A 16,057-nucleotide genomic window follows, 5' to 3' on the forward strand; every position below is an offset into this window, starting at 1 on the left:
TGCCGCGCTCTTATCCAAGTTGGTATAAGAGCGCGGCATCGCAACAACGTACCTAAGATCGCAGAACGATTACTTCCAAAGAAAGAGGCTATCTATATCTAGGTTGAGGAAAATCAACAAGAAAGTTTTTTGCACTTTTTTCCGATTGCTTTTGAGAAGTTAGAAACGGGAAATCGGAAAAACCTATGGCAGAGGAGCAGGGGCATTAAATATGAAAATTGGCGCTAATTATCTGGGTGACGGTCGTTGTGCATTTACAGTTTGGGCACCTTATCTAAAAGAGGTAGCTGTACAAATAATTTCACCCGAAGATCGTCTTATTCCGATGGAACAAGATGAGGAAGGATATTGGAAAGTAACTGCTGAAGGTGTTGAGCCAGGAACACTCTATTTTTATAAGCTGGAAGGCTCTTTAGAAAGACCTGATCCCGCATCCCACTTTCAACCGGAGAGCGTACACGGGCCTTCTCAGGTAGTCGATCCTAGCACCGTGAGTTGGAATGATGCCCAGTGGTCTGGCGTTCCGCTCGAAGAGATGATTATCTACGAACTGCACGTCGGTACGTTCAGTCCAGCGGGCACCTTTGATGGAATTATTCCCCGACTGAAGGAACTGCACGAATTGGGGGTGAATGCGATCGAAATTATGCCGATCGCGCAATTTCCAGGCAATCGTAACTGGGGCTATGATGGTGCCTATCTCTATGCCGTGCAAAATTCCTATGGTGGCCCCGAAGCATTAAAGCTACTTGTGGATGCTTGTCACCAGCAGGGGATAGCAGTAATTCTCGATGTAGTTTATAACCACTTTGGCCCGGAAGGAAACTACATAGGTGATTATGGCCCCTACTATACATCAACCTACCGAACTCCTTGGGGCAATGCAATTAACTATGATGATGTCCGCTGCGACGGCGTTCGCAACTTCTTTATAGAAAACGCCCTCTACTGGTTTGAGAATTATCACATTGACGCCCTGCGCTTGGATGCCGTCCATGCCATTTACGACCTGGGGGGCAAACACATTCTTCACGAACTATCAGAAAGGGTTGACGCACTTTCCCAGCAGCAGGGGAGGAAACTTTATCTAATTGCCGAAAGCGATTTAAACGATGTGCGTATAATTCGCGATCGCTCTTTAGGCGGTTATGGCATTCATGCCCAGTGGAGTGACGATTTTCATCACTCCCTCCACTCATTGGTCACAGGTGAAAATATTGGGTATTACAAAGATTTCGAGAAGTGCGAACATCTGGCAACAGCCATCAAAGAAACCTTTATTTACTCCTGGAAATTCTCGCCCTTCCGACAGCGGTATCACGGCAGCGATGCTAAAGATTTTCCCGGCCACCAATTTGTAGTCTGTATTCAAAATCACGACCAGGTAGGCAATCGAATGCTGGGTGAGAGATTGTCCCAACTGGTTTCCTTTGATGCCCTGAAATTAGCTGCTGGCGCTCTCTTGCTTTCACCTAACATCCCCCTACTTTTTATGGGTGAAGAGTATGGTGAGGAATCGCCTTTCCTCTACTTTGTCAGTCACACAGATCAAAATCTGGTCGAAGCAGTAAGAAACGGAAGAAAGGAGGAATTTAAAGACTTTCACCTGGAAGGAGAGTTTCAAGACCCCTTCAGTTACGTGACCTTCTTTAAGTCCAAGCTGAAATGGCAAAAACGCCAAGAAGGTAAACACAAAGTTCTCTTAGAACTTTATCAATATTTAATTCAGTTGCGACGCACGCTCCCTGCTTTGAAAAATCTCGACAAGCAAAATTTAGAGGTGTCCTGCAACGACTCTGGCAAACTGATGCAAGTCCGTCGTTGGACTGATGAAAGCCAGGTATTTTATGTGCTTAATTTCAGCGAAAAAGATGTTCTTTTTAAACCTGCTGCTGCTAGCGGTAGTTGGAACAAAGTTCTCGACTCTGCCGATGACAAGTGGATGGGTTCTGGTTCTAAATTGCCAGAAAAATTGACAGGGGAGGAAGAATTGACAATGGCGTCACAGAGTTTCGCTCTATTCAGTCAGTAGTTAATAGTAGGGTGCGTTACGCTGTCGCTAACGCACCATCTAGTTCGATTAAGCTAAGGTTGGCAGGTTCTTTGAAGTCAAATATGCTGAGAAAGGACACGGCATAATTAAAATTTTGGTATTACCGAAATATTTATGATGCCGTGTCCCTACAAAAATGTTCATCAGGAACATTAGCATAATAATTCCAAAAGACCCGGTGGGCAATGCCCACCTTACTTCTACCAAGCCCAGGCATCGCGCCATTTAACCATGCCTTCACTAGCTACAAACCAGCGACGAGCGACGACATTTTCTCGCAATGGCGATTGCCCTTCGCGCAACATCGCGTACTTATAAGTAATCAGCCTTCCGGCACTTTCATCAAAGGGAATTTCGGCAAACCAGGTGTTTTCATTGATGTATTCCAGTCCGTAACCCTTAGAGATATCCCAGTTGCCCAACTCAGGACAATCTCCGATTATGATAATCCTTTCACCAGGTTGAGTATTGATGCCATTGACTTGCGCCCGCACGATCGTTTGCCCTTTAACTCGTTCGCCAACGTGACTGATAATAATCACTTCCCGCGATCCTAGTTCCAAATTATACAAATTTCCATCTTTGACTTCAAACTTGCTCCGCGATAAAACATCGGTATGCTCTCCATCGGGTAAATCTGTATGAACCGCCTCAATCGTAACAGGATTGCCCCGATTCATCGCCACAAAACAGCGGTTATCGCGGTAACGCCGCACATAACAATAAACATCGGGAGTCAGGTATTTGTGCCAGTGGCTTCCTAGAGAAACTGCTGGATTGAGTCGGCGCAAACCTGATAGCAACCGAATATCTCGATAAACAGGTGTCTCGGTGTCCCAATTTTCCATTTTCGGGCGGTTGTAAGGATCGTTGCCGCCATTTGTATCGTCGTGGAGATACTGTTCTGTGCCGTAATAAATGCAGGGAATACCGCGAGTTGTCATAATCAAATCGATCGCCAACCGCAGCATTTCTGGGTCTGGATTCAACGACTGGAACCGGGGCATATCGTGGTTATCAATAAACGTAATTAGCTCGTTTGCCCCGTTGTAGCGAGAATCCATGCTCAGAACATCTTGAATCAGTTGAAATCCCCCTTCTGCTCCTTGACCCAAAGCTGCTCGAAGCGCTACGCAAAGACCAAAGTCTAGGATTGTCATGCCAGAGCAATTGGCAAATTCAAGCGATTGCTCATTTCTGGGGTCGTTATAAATCCATTCTCCAAAGATGAAAACATCGGGTTTGTAGGTTTGAATATCAGCATTAAACTCCTGCCAAAACCAAATAGGCATATGCTTAACGGTATCCACCCGCAAAGCATCAACGCCTCGGTCTAGCCATTGTTTAATCGCTGATTTGATGTAGTCTCGGTAGTCTGAATTATTTTCGTTGAAGGTTGCCAAACCAGACAATTCGCAGTTTTGTACCTGCCACTCGTCTTCCCAGTTACTTACTTCACCATAGTGGTGATACCAGCCATTTTTATCATCGTTGAAATCGGCAATTTTAACACCGTCGTCATAAAGTACGCCTTTGTTGCCGCTGAAATCTGGATTGCTGTGGTTACACACAATATCCAGAATAAATTTCATTTTCCGTTTGTGTAACTCAGCAATCAGCCTGTCAAAAGTTGTGTCTTTGGTGTCTTGGGTTTTGTTCAAAGAAGGCTCTTCACCCTCTTTAATAAAGCGAGGATTAATGCGCTTAAAGTCTTTAATCCAGTAGCCATGAATTGCGGCACTGTTAATAAACAATGCTTCCACTTGCTCGAATAGGGGAGTGAGCCAAATTGCTGTGACTCCCAAGTTCTTTAAGTAGTCGAGTTTGTCAATAATTCCCTGTAAGTCTCCACCCCAATATTTACCCCAATCTTTACCCTCTGGGTCGTAAAGTTCTGGGTTTGGCCCTTCGCTGTTGTCGGGATCGCCGTCATGAAAGCGATCGACAACGATGAAATAAATCGTTTCTTGACGAAATTCTATGTCTCTGGTATAGAGAAAGTCTAAATCTATATCAATCTCTGGTTTCGGTTCCGATACCAGGGTTTCAACTTGTTTGTAAGCATCAGCCACCTCATATTGAGATGACGAACTTTGAGAGGGAGGGGTCGCTACCATAAGATTCCTTTATCTTGCTGTAGAAGGTATTTTTTGTCAGAAGAGAGCGAAAGTGCGTTACTCGTGCGAGTATTACTGATTGTGTCTGCAATTTTCTACTGTCTTAGGGTAGATATGGCGGGGCTATAACTACGGGTATACCGATGGCGAGGAAGAATGGGGAGAGGGGGAAAAAGGGCGATCGTTCTTGCATTTAAATCAGAGCGTTTTCAACGGTCTGCGTAAGGAATGTAGGTTGGGTTGAGGAACGAAACCCAACCACTTATTAGAATGTAGGTTGGGTTGAGGAACGAAACCCAACCACTTATTAGTCTAAGTTGTTGGGTTTCGCTTCGATCAACCCAACCTACAAATATATTACCTAAAGTTATCACGCCTTTGTACGGGAGAGCCTATCTTCCTCAAGCGTGATGTTTTCTTTGATAAACAAAGCATATTAACTAGAGCGAAGGGCTAGAATTAAAATTAGTTAATAACTTCAAAAAATAAATAAATCTTACTTTTGGAAGAAGGCGATCGCTTTGTGGATCGGTCAAACTTACTTCGTGATAATCGGTTACTTTTGGGGTGCTACCTAAGAGAAATAAAACTCTAGAAAAATCTAGTTGGTCATGTTAGCGTAATGCAAAATGGAATTACTCAAGACATCGTTTAGGATGAAATAAATCATGGTTGCAACCCTTTTAGAAATAAACTCCGACGTGACGTTGCTTACAGAGGATGACGTTTATCTATTTAACGAAGGCTCTCACTTCAACTTGCATGAGAAGCTAGGGGCTCACCCAATTAAGCACAACAATGTTGAGGGAACCTACTTTGCAGTTTGGGCACCCAACGCCGTTTATGTTGCTGTTAAAGGGGATTTCAACGGTTGGAATAAAGATAGTCATCCGCTGAAAGCAAGAGGATTAACGGGAATTTGGGAAGGCTTCATTCCAGGTATCGGCAAAGGCACTATTTACAAGTACCATATTGTTTCCCATAATGGTTATGAGGTAGAGAAAGCAGACCCTATGGCGCTGGCTTACGAAATACCTCCCAAAACCGCGTCTGTCATTTGGGATAGCGAGTACACTTGGAACGATTCTGAGTGGATGAAAAAGCGCGGTAAAAGCACTTCCCTGAATGCGCCAATTTCCATTTACGAAATGCACATCGGTTCCTGGATGCGAGTACCGGAAGAGGGAAATCGTTCCCTCTCCTATCGAGAACTTGCTCCCAAGCTGACAGAATATGTGCAGCAAATGGGTTTCACCCACGTTGAATTTTTGCCAATTACGGAACATCCTTTCTATGCTTCTTGGGGTTACCAAGCAACAGGCTATTTCGCCCCCACCAGCCGCTACGGAACACCGCAAGATTTCATGTATCTGGTGGATTATTTGCACCAGCACGATATCGGCGTCATCTTTGATTGGGTGCCTTCTCACTTCCCCAACGATCAATTTGCACTCTCGTATTTTGATGGCACGCACCTCTACGAACACGCCGATCCACGTCAAGGTTATCACCCGGATTGGAATAGCGCTATCTTTAATTACGGACGCAATGAAGTCAAAAGTTTTTTAATCAGCAGTGCTTTCTTTTGGTTAGAAAAGTGTCACATCGACGGGTTGCGGGTAGATGCGGTAGCTTCCATGCTTTACTTGGATTATTCTCGCAAGCACGGAGAATGGGTAGCCAATCAATATGGCGGTCATGAAAATTTGGAAGCAATTTCCTTCATCCATCGCTTCAACGAGGCAATTTACGATCGCTTCCCCGATGTAATGACCATTGCAGAAGAGTCCACCTCTTGGTCGATGGTATCTCGGCCCAGCTATTTGGGAGGTTTGGGTTTCGGTTACAAGTGGGACATGGGTTGGATGCACGACACTCTCAGCTACATGAGTCAAGATCCCATCCACCGCCAATATCATCACCGCCTACTTACCTTCAGGATGCTGTATGCGTACAACGAAAACTTTATTTTGCCGCTTTCTCACGATGAAGTCGTACACGGCAAAGGTTCGCTAATTGGTAAAATGCCGGGAGACTACTGGCAGAAATTTGCGAATTTGCGATTGCTTTTTGGTTATATGTACGCCTCCACCGCCAAAAAGCTCCTGTTTATGGGCGCTGAAATCGGTCAGTGGAACGAGTGGAACCACGACACCAGCTTAGACTGGCATCTGTTGCAGTACCCTTTCCATGCAGGTTTGCAAAAGTGGGTCGCTGACTTGAACAAAGTTTACCGAGAAGTACCAGCGCTTCACGAACTCGACTGCGACCCCAATGGTTTTGAGTGGATTGATTGCAACGATTCAGAAAACAGCGTAGTCAGCTTGATTCGTAAAGGAAGTTGGGCGCTGGAAACTGAGGACGCACAACCATCTGACCATCCTGAATCGATCGTATTGGTAGTGTGCAATTTTACTCCCCAACCCCGCTACGACTACCGAATTGGCGTTCCCACAGATGGCTACTGGAAAGAATTGCTCAACAGCGATGCGACTGAATACGGTGGTAGCGGTGTCGGTAACTTCGGCGGTCAAGAAGCCCAGGAAATCCCCTGTCACGGGCGGCCCTGGATGTGGTCTACAACCACACCGGGGAAGGCAATCAAAGAGGCCCCACCTTGTCGTTTCGCGGCATAGATAACGCTGCTTACTATCAACTCTCACCAGAAGATCGCCGCTTCTACATGGATTTTACGGGATGCGGCAATACCCTCAACGTCGGACATCCGCAAATCTTGAAGTTAATCATGGATAGTCTGCGCTACTGGGTATTGGAATGCCACGTCGATGGCTTCCGCTTCGACCTTGCCTCCGCACTGGCGCGTGAACTATTTTATGTGGATAGTCTGGCATCTTTCTTCACTATCATCCACCAAGACCCCGTACTTGCTGATGTGAAACTGATTGCCGAACCTTGGGATGTGGGAGAAGGCGGCTATCAAGTCGGCAACTTCCCGCTGTTGTGGTCGGAGTGGAATGGTAAGTATAGGGATACTGTGCGGGACTTTTGGCGCGGTGAAGATGAATTGCTAGGGGAATTTGCTTACCGCTTCACTGGTAGCTCTGACTTGTACCAGGCGAATGGGCGCAGTCCTTATGCCAGTATCAATTTTATCACTGCCCACGATGGCTTTACCCTCTACGATCTGGTCAGCTACAACGAAAAGCACAATGAGGCGAATGGCGAAAACAGTTGCGATGGCGAAAGTCACAACCGTTCCTGGAATTGCGGGGTAGAAGGGGACACCGATGACCCGGAAGTAAGCTATTACGCATCTAAATCGAATACAAAGACGGGCTTTCCTGCCCATCCCACAAGAAGCAAGAGAAAAACTGACGGTCATTTTAGATGCGTAGCAGCTTACTATGCTTCTAAAATTTGGCGGATGCGTCGCTCTAGGCGATCGAGATCTAAACCGCCTTCGTCGCGATTAATGCGGCGCACTGTCGCATTGATGTTAGCCAAGTCTATTAATAAATCTTGCAGAATTTCTTGCTGCTGACGAGACTGGGTAACTTCATGCGGCTCTTGCACTAAGTCGCGCACAATACTATCTTCAGCTCGCGAGGCAACGAGGGGGTTGGTTTGTCCTTCCACATGAACCCATGTGCGTCGTCCTGGGCCGCGTTCTTCCTCGATCGGAACTACAGCGGTTACTCGATCCGATCGCACATATTTCCCGTATCCTAAATGTACTAAAACAGATGATTGTACTTTCATTTTATTTAGCAATTCTCTGGTGAATTACTTCTATTTTAACGTTTCTTAAAATGATTGTGTAGCTATAGTAGTAGCGGTTTTCACGCTATTTTGTATGGGTTTTACCGTTGTCAAAATTCGCACTAAACCTCCTACTTCATCGGTGTTATAAACCCAGTTATTGTCGGCTTTGTACGGTTACTCGTCAGCCAGATATGCGTTACAACTGTTCGCCAGCAGTGCAGTTTATCAGTCTTTTATAAAATCAGCTAGGATGTCAGACGTTGCATTACTCCCAACGGTTGTGGAAGACTATGTATAGTGGAAGGGCGAAGCATTGCGGGATTAATCTTAATTCAAAACCGAAACGTTAATTCCGCAATGCTTCGCCCCTACATAATCTTTTGGCGGGAACGGAGTAAGACATCCCTTAACTGATATGCCCATAAAAAAATCGATTTGGGTGGCATTGCTGATGATGATTTTGGCAGTTGTAGTGATTCTGCCGCACAAACAATTTGGCCATCCTGGCGATCGCACTCACCCCACGCAAGGGACTGAGGACTGGGAAAGAAAATCTGTAATTTCTTCAGTAAAGCAAGAAGACACAGCTAACAATAAGACCCAGAAGAATGCCATAGCACAAACGCCGCAAACTGTTGTTGCGCCACCTTTGAGCGCCAAACGGCTATTGGCACACATCAAAGCTTTAGCTAGAGAGCGTTATACCGATCGCGATCGCACTCGCACCAGAAACTACATTACCCAAGTTTTGAAAGCTTCGGGATGGTCGCCAACGCTGCAATCGTTCCAGGGTGGTGTTAACGTAGTGGCACAGCGATCGGGCCGCAACCCAGAAGCTGGAACCATTCTACTAGCAGCTCACTACGATACGGTTAAAGGTTCGTCTGGGGCTGACGACAATGCCAGCGGTGTAGCTACCGTTTTAGAGGTTGCCCGCGTTTTGGGGAAACGTCAGACACCACGGACGTTGCAGGTGGCATTTTTCGACTTGGAAGAAAAGGGACTGATCGGCAGTTTGGCATTTACCAACAATGCAGCAAATTTGACTGACCTGCGGGGTGCGATCGTTCTCGATATGGTAGGCTTTGCTTGTCGCACGCCGGGATGTCAGCGCTACCCCCAAGGTTTACCAATAACTCCTCCCTCTAACTGGGGAGACTTTCTAGCGGTAGCGGGTGATTTAGAACACTTACCACTACTCAACAGTTTCAAGCAGTCTAACCAACAGGGTTTGCCAGCCGTCGTGACGCTACCCATACCTTTAAAAGGTTTGGCAACACCCGATGTGCTGCGTAGCGACCACGCGCCTTTCTGGTATCGGGGCATAGGTGCGGTGTTCGTTACCGATACTGCCAATTTTCGATCGCCTCACTATCATCGATCGAGCGATACACTTGAAACTATCGATCGCAAATTTTTCCTGGGGGCGGCGACTATTGTAGCTAACGCCACTGCTACTTTGTTAGAAAGTCGGGAAAACTTGGCGACTGCGGTTTCGCCAGATCATTCAAGATCGAGGTAAAAAAAATGACCGACGAGCATACTGAAATATTAGCTGCAAACGCAGCTTTTTATCGAGCTTTTGAAAAAAAAGATCTGGAAGCGATGAGTTCCGTTTGGTCGCAGGGAACTGTGAGCATTTGCATTCATCCCGGACGCAACGCGCTCAAAGGATGGAAAGAAATTCGCTCTTCTTGGGAGGCGATATTTAGAAATACCCAATACTTGGAAATTGAAACAGATATTGTGGCAACAGAAGTTCGCAACAATATCGCTTACGTTATCCTGAGAGAAAATGTTTTACAAGTAAGCGATGGCAGAAGATCTCAGGCACAATCAATGGCTACAAATATCTTTGAGTTTATGGGTGGAAAGTGGTATCTAATCCATCACCACGGTAGTCCTTTGATGCGTTGATACACCTATGGCACAGCCTCAAACTGCTAATGCTTCCGCTATTCGCACAGCTGTCCTCAACTGATGCCAACGATTTTTCAATGTATCCCAAATTCGATCGGCCATCTCTACTGGATAAGCGAATTTCAGCATATCATAGTGTATAATATCTCTCAGCCTCTCCCATTCCCCGAAAATTTGGCAATTGTGAATTAGCCGTTCGACTGCCTTTTGCCAACGCTCGAAAATCCGGTAGCTGAAAAAGGAACAGCACACTTTTCCGTTTATGTTCCAGTACGACACGCAGACTTGATGCTTCAGACAGCGTACTTTCTTAACTTCCTTTACGGGAATACCGAAGTCTTTGAGTGCTAGAGCCGCCTCACTTTTAGATATATACCATTCGATCGGGTTTATTTTCCCGGTAGCAATCAGGCTTTGGCTTTTAAGACGAGGTTGACTCTTGCGGTACATGATGCTCTCCCTTTTCCTTCTGGTCTTTATCTTTATCTGCTAGTACGAATATTTATATTCTACGCTATAGCGTAATAATAGTCAAGACTTGTGACATAGAATGTAATGGATCGACTTAAGTTTTAGATGACCCTATATTGACTAAAGTTAAAACTGGGAGCAGGCGAAGAGTGGAACAAGGTTCAGGTCGTTATCGATTCAAGCGTGAGGGAATCCTGCGTGTTGGAGATATTCTTCACGATGCCAGAGAAACCAAGCGCTGGAGTCTCCAAGACTTGCAGAATTATTGCGGACTTCCACCAAGCACATCTAGTGACATTGAAAATGGGTGTGTAACAAAAATTCACGCCGATACGCTGGAAACCTTGCGGGTAGCCCTAGAACCCCAAAATCCCCACACAGGTAGAACTTATACACTAGGGGAATTGTATGAATTAATGCTGGTTAAGGAAGAAATAATCACCGCCGTCAAAGGAAAAAGATAGAAAATTGGTATTGTCTGGTAAATGGCGAAGTGCGATCGCACTTGGCAGCCTTCAAAATATATCTCATACAGTAAGAATGTCTCAGACATTGACAAAAGGCACAACGATCGCAGCTCTAGCCACAGCAATTGTCCCCCAACAGGGCAGCGTGGGCATTGTGCGCGTGTCAGGTACAGAAGCGATCGCGATCGCACGCGCCCTTTTCCACGCGCCAGGGCGTCAGCAGTGGGAAACTCACCGCATCCTATACGGCTACATCCACCATCCCCAGACGCAGCAGCTAGTCGATGAAGCGCTATTGCTGATTATGAAAGCGCCACGCTCTTACACCCGCGAAGATGTGGTAGAGTTCCATTGTCACGGCGGCATCATGGCCGTGCAGCAAGTATTGCAGCTATGTATAGAAGAGGGTGCTAGACTGGCACAACCGGGAGAATTTACCCTTCGCGCCTTCTTAAACGGGCGTTTGGATTTAACTCAGGCAGAAAGTATAGCCGATTTGGTCGGTGCTAAATCGCCCCAAGCGGCACAATTAGCCTTAGCTGGGTTACAGGGGAAGTTGCGCGAACCAATTCGGCAGTTGCGTGTCACCTGTTTGCATATATTGGCAGAAATTGAAGCCAGAATTGATTTTGAGGAAGATTTGCCGCCACTGGATGAAGAAGTGGTGAAAGCGCAAATAGATCGAGTTTTGGCAGAAGTAACTCGCATTTTAGCAACTGCTGACAAGGGAGAACTGCTGCGTACCGGGTTGAAAGTGGCAATTGTCGGGCGTCCGAACGTGGGAAAATCGAGTTTGCTGAATGCTTGGAGTAGGAGCGATCGCGCGATCGTCACCGACCTTCCCGGCACCACCCGCGACGTTGTAGAATCGACCCTGGTAGTGGGCGGAATACCCGTGCAAGTGCTGGATACAGCCGGGATTCGGGAAACCGTGGATGTAGTGGAAAAGATCGGCGTAGAGCGATCGCGTACAGCCGCCCAAAATGCCGACCTAGTATTACTTACTATAGACGCCCAAGCCGGTTGGACGCCAGCTGACGCGGAAATCTACGCACAGGTGCAACACCGCCCCGTAATTTTAGTTATCAACAAAATCGATTTATTAAAAGAAGATGAATTAAAACTTCTTCAATCCAAAATCCAAAATCCAAAATCCAAAATCCTCACAGTAGCCGCCCAAAATCAGGGTATTGAAGATTTAGAAAAAGCTATTTTAGAAGCAGTCCGATCTGGCAACCTCCAGGCAGCTAACATAGATTTGGCAATTAATCAACGTCAAGCTGAAACCTTAACAAGAGCCAAAACATCTCTACACCAAGTACAGGCTACTATTGCAAACCAACTGCCTCTTGATTTCTGGACAATTGACCTTCGCGGTGCCATTCAAGCACTCGGAGAAATCACTGGCGAGGAAGTTACAGAGTCAGTACTTGATAGAATTTTCAGCCGTTTTTGTATTGGGAAATAGCTAATTCGATTTTGGATTTTGGATGAGAGGATTTTGGATATCATCCGTTGTTTAAGTCCTGAGCGTTTTGATCGCTTCCCTTAACAGCGCGAAGGATGCTGCAAAACTAAGATCTCCAAACCTAACCCCAACGCTAGTAAACCATCACCCAATACTGCCAGCGGGAGCATCTCAATTAGCTAATAAGTAAAAATACTCAGACAAAAGAATTCATTGTTTTATTCGGGCTACTTCTCTGCAACAACAAGCATTTCATAATCTTCAGTGGTTAGTTTATTATTACGACTGAAAGCCCCTAAATGGCAGCCAAAAATTTCTGTTCTGGTAAAACCAATCGATTTAAGCAGCCAGTTAATTTCCGGGGGAGTATAATATCTTTCATTACATTTCACAACTTTTTTATTACCTAAATCATCAATTGTTTCATAAACGGAATAATCGCGGAAAGTCATCAAATCAAAAGAATTTTCCTGGCTTTTGGTTTCGCCGGGATTGGAGTTAAGAAAATCCTTAACAGAATTAAACAAAGGATATAAACCATTATAGGTAGTCAATATCAGTCTACCCGGAGATTTTAATGAGGCATAAATATTTTTTAAAATAGAAAAATTCATTTCATCTGTTTCCATTAAAGGAAAAGCTCCCTCACAAAGCATAATAGAAAGATCAAATTGTGTTTCCCAATAAAAATTACGGGCATCTTTTTTGATAAAACCAATTTTTAGTTTTTCTTTATCAGCAGTTTTTCTAGCTTTTTCGAGCATAGATTCTGATAAATCGATCCCTGTAACACTGTAACCACGCCTAGCCAGTTCTAGTGAATGTCTCCCGGTTCCACAGCCAACATCAAGGATTAACTTATTTTTATCATAATCAAGTTCTTTTTCAATAAAATCAACTTCACCCAAGGTTCCAGAGGTATACCCCTCCCGATCATACTTATCTGCATAATTATCAAATAATTCTTCATACCAGTGTTTCATTATCTTCTTACCAGTTTCAATTGATACTCTATCCATAGCCGGATCATCTCAGTTACGCAATGAGTAAATATACTCAGAAACAAAGATATAAGAGAAACGATAGCTCTTACTGTGCTGCCGCGAAGACTTGTTCGTGAGATCCAGTTGGTTCCATGTCAATTAACTTCCCATCAATTAACTCATAGCGAGAGTTATGGCCATATTGTGTAACAAACTCATCGACAGTTAGAAGTTTCGGTGGTGATTGAACTATCATGTTTGCTGCTCATGATTCTACATTCAAGTTTATTTCTTGCCTCTACTCGCGCAAAAGCTGTTTCACCGTCCCAAGTAACTCTTGAGGGTGAAAAGGCTTAGCGATATAGGCATCTGCACCTTGTTTCATCCCCCAGTAGCGATCGAACTCTTCCTTCTTAGCCGAACACATTACCACAGCTAAGTTCTGGGTTTTGGAGTCAGACTTGATCTTGCGGCAAACTTCGTAGCCGTTCATACGCGGCATAATAATGTCCAGAACGACTAGATCGGGACGATTCGCCTCAATTTGTTCCAGTGCTTCGACGCCATCACAAGCCACTGTAACCTTCAGCCCAATTTTTTTCAGGAGGGTTGAGATCATCTCCCGTTGCGTAAGGCTGTCTTCCACAACCAGAACTTTGCTCATAATTCGCTACTTGGTTACTCAGTTCCAACCATATAGAACTTACCCACTTCCTCTGCTTTTATTATCGCATTCTCCAAAATTTACGCAAAATTGCTGTTGACATACCCAGTCTGGTTGGCTAGCTGCTATAGGTGAACAGAAGAGCGCAGTTAGCGGGGACGCCCCAAGGTGGTGATATAGAGAACGGCTTCATCAGCGGGGATGCCCAAAACTTCATTCACTTGGTCATCAAAAAAGCCGCCGATGCCGCTGACGCCCAAATTGAGGCCGATCGCAGCTAAATTCAGCCTTTGGCCCAGATGACCGGCGTCCATGTGCAAATAGCGGTATACGCGATCGCCATACTTCGCCACAGAAGTTTTCAAATCAGCCGTGTGGAACAGCACCGCCCCCGCATCGCGCCCCAGATCCTGTCCCAGGCACAGGTAATGCAACTCCCGCCGGAAGTTTTTAAAGCGAATCTGTCGTAATTCTTGGGCTACTGGTGCGTAATAATAGCAGCCATCCTCCAACTCGTCTACCCCAGACACAGCGATAAATGTCTCGATTAAACTCAAATCGAAATAATCTGGAGAACCATCCAAATCCTGGTCGATGTAGTGCAAAGGTTGGTATGTAAAATCAAGTAAAGCTTTCAGTTCATCCAAACTCAGATTTGCACCGCTGTAGGCACGAGTGGAACGACGCCTAAGAATCGTGTCCTCCAGTGCTTCCAGGCTTTCTCCCCAATCGATCGGCTCCGTGGCAGTAGAAACTTTCAGACAGAAGGGAAAATTGTACTTATCCTCCAGCGATGTTTCAGCAACGATGTCTAGAGTCTTTGGCGACTTCGACAACTCGATCTGCGTAGCGCGATGGAAATATCCCAGCAGTTCCCCATCCCGTAAGAAGGGATAATTTGTCTGAGTCCCAGAAGGCAACACCGTTGAAGCTAGCGGTAAATTTTGCTTGACATCCAGCAAGTCTGCCAAGGGAATCACTGCAATAGTCCCTTCTTGCTCAGAGTCCAAGTAAAGCAAGCGATCGACTGCCTCATCCGCAAATCCGCCGATCAAATGAGGGCGATAGTCATTCATAGCGCCCGCTAACTCAATATTACCCAGCAGATGACCCGTATCGAGATAAATCCGCCGATAAGCTCGGTCTTGATAGCGCCAGGATGAGCGATAGAAAATTGCTGTCGTTACGATCGCCATCTGAGTGCTATCTAAAACTGGGTGCCAGAAACAAGCATCTTGCAAAGCCTTCCAGACCTCATTTTCCCAAAAATGAATCAGGGAATGAGTCTTGGGCTGATAATTATACAATCCTGGCGGCAGTAGCGGTGTGCCGCGAGAAATCAAATACACCTCAGCCGGGTACAATCCACCCGCAGAAGGCGCTGCCCTCAGATACATCGTATCTCCCATCGTCGGCATTTTCGCCGTCAAACCGTAACTCCAAAACAGCAACCGAGACAGACGCCGCCACCACTTCGCCGCTGAAGAGCCCCCAAACGCTTCTGGTTCTTCTTTCAGATAAGGTTTGAGGTCAAAGGAAGTGCCAATTTTGTATTCCTTGAATGGCACCGGCTGACGCGACCAGTCCAACCCCTGACTTTTAGTTGCTATGGTCTGGGGGTCATATTTAGTTCGCTCGTGGTAATGCTGAGCTAGAGAGTATTGCACTTCTGCCATACAAGTTATAGGACGCTTCTATTTTGCTTCGATCTTAGCTTGACCTCCTCCACTAATCCTTAATGCCAATTTAAGATACGCTAATTTAAGCAGAGCGAATTTAGACCAAGCTAACCTGGAAGGAGCTTCTCTTGCCGGTAGTAATTTGTTTCGCGCTTAGCGGATCGATTTATCAAAGGCTCACTTCGATCGCACAACGACTTTTCCTGATGGATATAGCGGAAATATCCCTTGATTTTTGGTCATTGGCGTAAATAAACTGAACTCCCAGAAACCCGGTAACTCCTGCGAAACCGGGTTTCTAAGGGCCTGGCAATTTTACGTTTAATTATGCCCACCTACGTAGAGTCAATTCATGAATTGACTCTACATCTGTAGTGGATGAGGAGATAAAATGCGTAATTCCTAGACTAATGACTAAAAATTTAATATTTTTAATACAGCGGTTCCCGCTGTTATGAGGTACAGTAGCAGCAATTAGCAAACCAATTTCTTAAATGTAGAGGATTGATTAA

14 protein-coding genes are annotated in these 16,057 nt (G+C 45.5%); 7 read left to right on the forward strand and 7 right to left on the reverse strand.

Annotation, left to right across the window (positions count from 1 at the left end; genetic code table 11):
* Positions 1-211: 211 nt before the first annotated feature.
* Positions 212-2,032, forward strand: coding sequence for a malto-oligosyltrehalose trehalohydrolase (gene treZ / locus LAY41_RS03240; RefSeq protein WP_249093976.1), 1,821 nt, complete (start codon positions 212-214; stop codon positions 2,030-2,032).
* A 221-nt stretch (positions 2,033-2,253) separates the two neighbouring features.
* Here treZ and LAY41_RS03245 read toward each other — a convergent pair whose 3' ends face one another.
* Entirely contained in the window at positions 2,254-4,170 is a 1,917-nt protein-coding gene (locus LAY41_RS03245) for an alpha-amylase family glycosyl hydrolase (RefSeq protein WP_249093978.1), read from the reverse strand.
* Positions 4,171-4,838: 668 nt separating this feature from the next.
* Between LAY41_RS03245 and glgB the strand changes: the two genes are divergently transcribed.
* Entirely contained in the window at positions 4,839-6,806 is a 1,968-nt protein-coding gene (gene glgB / locus LAY41_RS03250; protein ID WP_249093980.1) for a 1,4-alpha-glucan branching protein GlgB, read from the forward strand.
* Between the two features lie 727 nt (positions 6,807-7,533).
* On the opposite strand, the gene LAY41_RS03260 is transcribed toward glgB, so the two are convergent.
* Positions 7,534-7,890: a hypothetical protein gene (locus tag LAY41_RS03260; RefSeq protein ID WP_249093982.1), complete on the reverse strand. Its 357-nt coding sequence runs from the start codon at positions 7,888-7,890 to the stop codon at positions 7,534-7,536.
* A gap of 418 nt (positions 7,891-8,308) precedes the next feature.
* Here LAY41_RS03260 and LAY41_RS03265 point away from each other — a divergent pair, with 418 nt between their 5' ends.
* Positions 8,309-9,415 carry a M28 family peptidase gene (locus tag LAY41_RS03265; RefSeq protein WP_249093984.1) on the forward strand — a complete coding sequence of 369 codons (1,107 nt, stop codon included), beginning with the start codon at positions 8,309-8,311 and terminating at the stop codon, positions 9,413-9,415.
* Positions 9,416-9,420: 5 nt separating this feature from the next.
* Positions 9,421-9,810 (forward strand): nuclear transport factor 2 family protein, encoded by a 390-nt coding sequence (locus LAY41_RS03270; protein WP_249093986.1) that lies wholly within the window; start codon positions 9,421-9,423, stop codon positions 9,808-9,810.
* A gap of 18 nt (positions 9,811-9,828) precedes the next feature.
* Here the strand turns inward: LAY41_RS03270 and LAY41_RS03275 are convergent, their stop codons facing one another.
* Positions 9,829-10,263, reverse strand: a complete 435-nt coding sequence (locus tag LAY41_RS03275) for a hypothetical protein (RefSeq protein WP_249093989.1) — start codon at positions 10,261-10,263, stop codon at positions 9,829-9,831.
* Between the two features lie 170 nt (positions 10,264-10,433).
* On the opposite strand from LAY41_RS03275, the gene LAY41_RS03280 reads away from it, so the two are divergent.
* Positions 10,434-10,748 carry a helix-turn-helix domain-containing protein gene (locus LAY41_RS03280; RefSeq protein WP_249093992.1) on the forward strand — a complete coding sequence of 105 codons (315 nt, stop codon included), beginning with the start codon at positions 10,434-10,436 and terminating at the stop codon, positions 10,746-10,748.
* A gap of 76 nt (positions 10,749-10,824) precedes the next feature.
* Positions 10,825-12,219, forward strand: coding sequence for a tRNA uridine-5-carboxymethylaminomethyl(34) synthesis GTPase MnmE (gene mnmE / locus LAY41_RS03285; RefSeq protein WP_249094061.1), 1,395 nt, complete (start codon positions 10,825-10,827; stop codon positions 12,217-12,219).
* 227 nt (positions 12,220-12,446) lie between these two features.
* On the opposite strand, the gene LAY41_RS03290 is transcribed toward mnmE, so the two are convergent.
* The 4 genes from LAY41_RS03290 to LAY41_RS03305 form a co-directional block, all read right to left on the reverse strand.
* Positions 12,447-13,238 carry a class I SAM-dependent methyltransferase gene (locus LAY41_RS03290; protein ID WP_249093994.1) on the reverse strand — a complete coding sequence of 264 codons (792 nt, stop codon included), beginning with the start codon at positions 13,236-13,238 and terminating at the stop codon, positions 12,447-12,449.
* Positions 13,239-13,308: 70 nt separating this feature from the next.
* Entirely contained in the window at positions 13,309-13,458 is a 150-nt protein-coding gene (locus LAY41_RS03295; protein ID WP_420840294.1) for a hypothetical protein, read from the reverse strand.
* Between the two features lie 42 nt (positions 13,459-13,500).
* Positions 13,501-13,866, reverse strand: coding sequence for a response regulator transcription factor (locus tag LAY41_RS03300; protein ID WP_249093996.1), 366 nt, complete (start codon positions 13,864-13,866; stop codon positions 13,501-13,503).
* Between the two features lie 149 nt (positions 13,867-14,015).
* The gene (locus LAY41_RS03305; RefSeq protein WP_249093998.1) at positions 14,016-15,542 is read right to left on the reverse strand and encodes a SagB/ThcOx family dehydrogenase; all 1,527 of its coding nucleotides are present in this window, start codon (positions 15,540-15,542) and stop codon (positions 14,016-14,018) included.
* Positions 15,543-15,597: 55 nt separating this feature from the next.
* Between LAY41_RS03305 and LAY41_RS03310 the strand changes: the two genes are divergently transcribed.
* Entirely contained in the window at positions 15,598-15,702 is a 105-nt protein-coding gene (locus LAY41_RS03310; RefSeq protein WP_249094064.1) for a pentapeptide repeat-containing protein, read from the forward strand.
* Positions 15,703-16,057: the final 355 nt, after the last annotated feature.

It is taken from the genome of Argonema galeatum A003/A1 (genome assembly GCF_023333595.1).
Taxonomy (GTDB): domain Bacteria; phylum Cyanobacteriota; class Cyanobacteriia; order Cyanobacteriales; family Aerosakkonemataceae; genus Argonema; species Argonema galeatum.